Origin of the sequence: Microbacterium sp. GbtcB4, assembly GCF_019091465.1 — a bacterium.
Classification (GTDB): Bacteria; Actinomycetota; Actinomycetes; order Actinomycetales; family Microbacteriaceae; genus Microbacterium; species Microbacterium paraoxydans.
In genome coordinates, this window is the sequence record NZ_JAGXJJ010000614.1 from 1 (window position 1) to 234 (window position 234).

Sequence of the window (234 nt, forward strand, 5' to 3'; positions counted from 1 at the left end):
AGTGGTCGAGGATCAGCTCCTGGTACAGGCACTGCAGGTCGCTCATGCGCCCCTCCCGAAGAACGCGATCGCCCCGGCGACCGCCACGATGACAGCGTCCACCTCGGACGCGGTGGTGTACAGATAGGTGCTCGCCCTCGTCGATGAGGTCACGCCGAGCCGTCGGTGCAACGGCTGGGCGCAGTGGTGACCGACGCGCACCGCGATGCCCTGGTCGTCGAGGAACTGCCCGAC

The 234-nt window shown here is 67.9% G+C and carries 1 protein-coding gene; it reads right to left on the minus strand.

What is annotated here, in order from left to right; all coding sequences use genetic code 11:
• Positions 1-42 precede the first annotated feature (42 nt).
• A partial coding sequence (locus KVS71_RS19005; protein WP_217585309.1) for an aminotransferase class V-fold PLP-dependent enzyme occupies positions 43-234 on the minus strand: 192 nt, incomplete at its 5' end.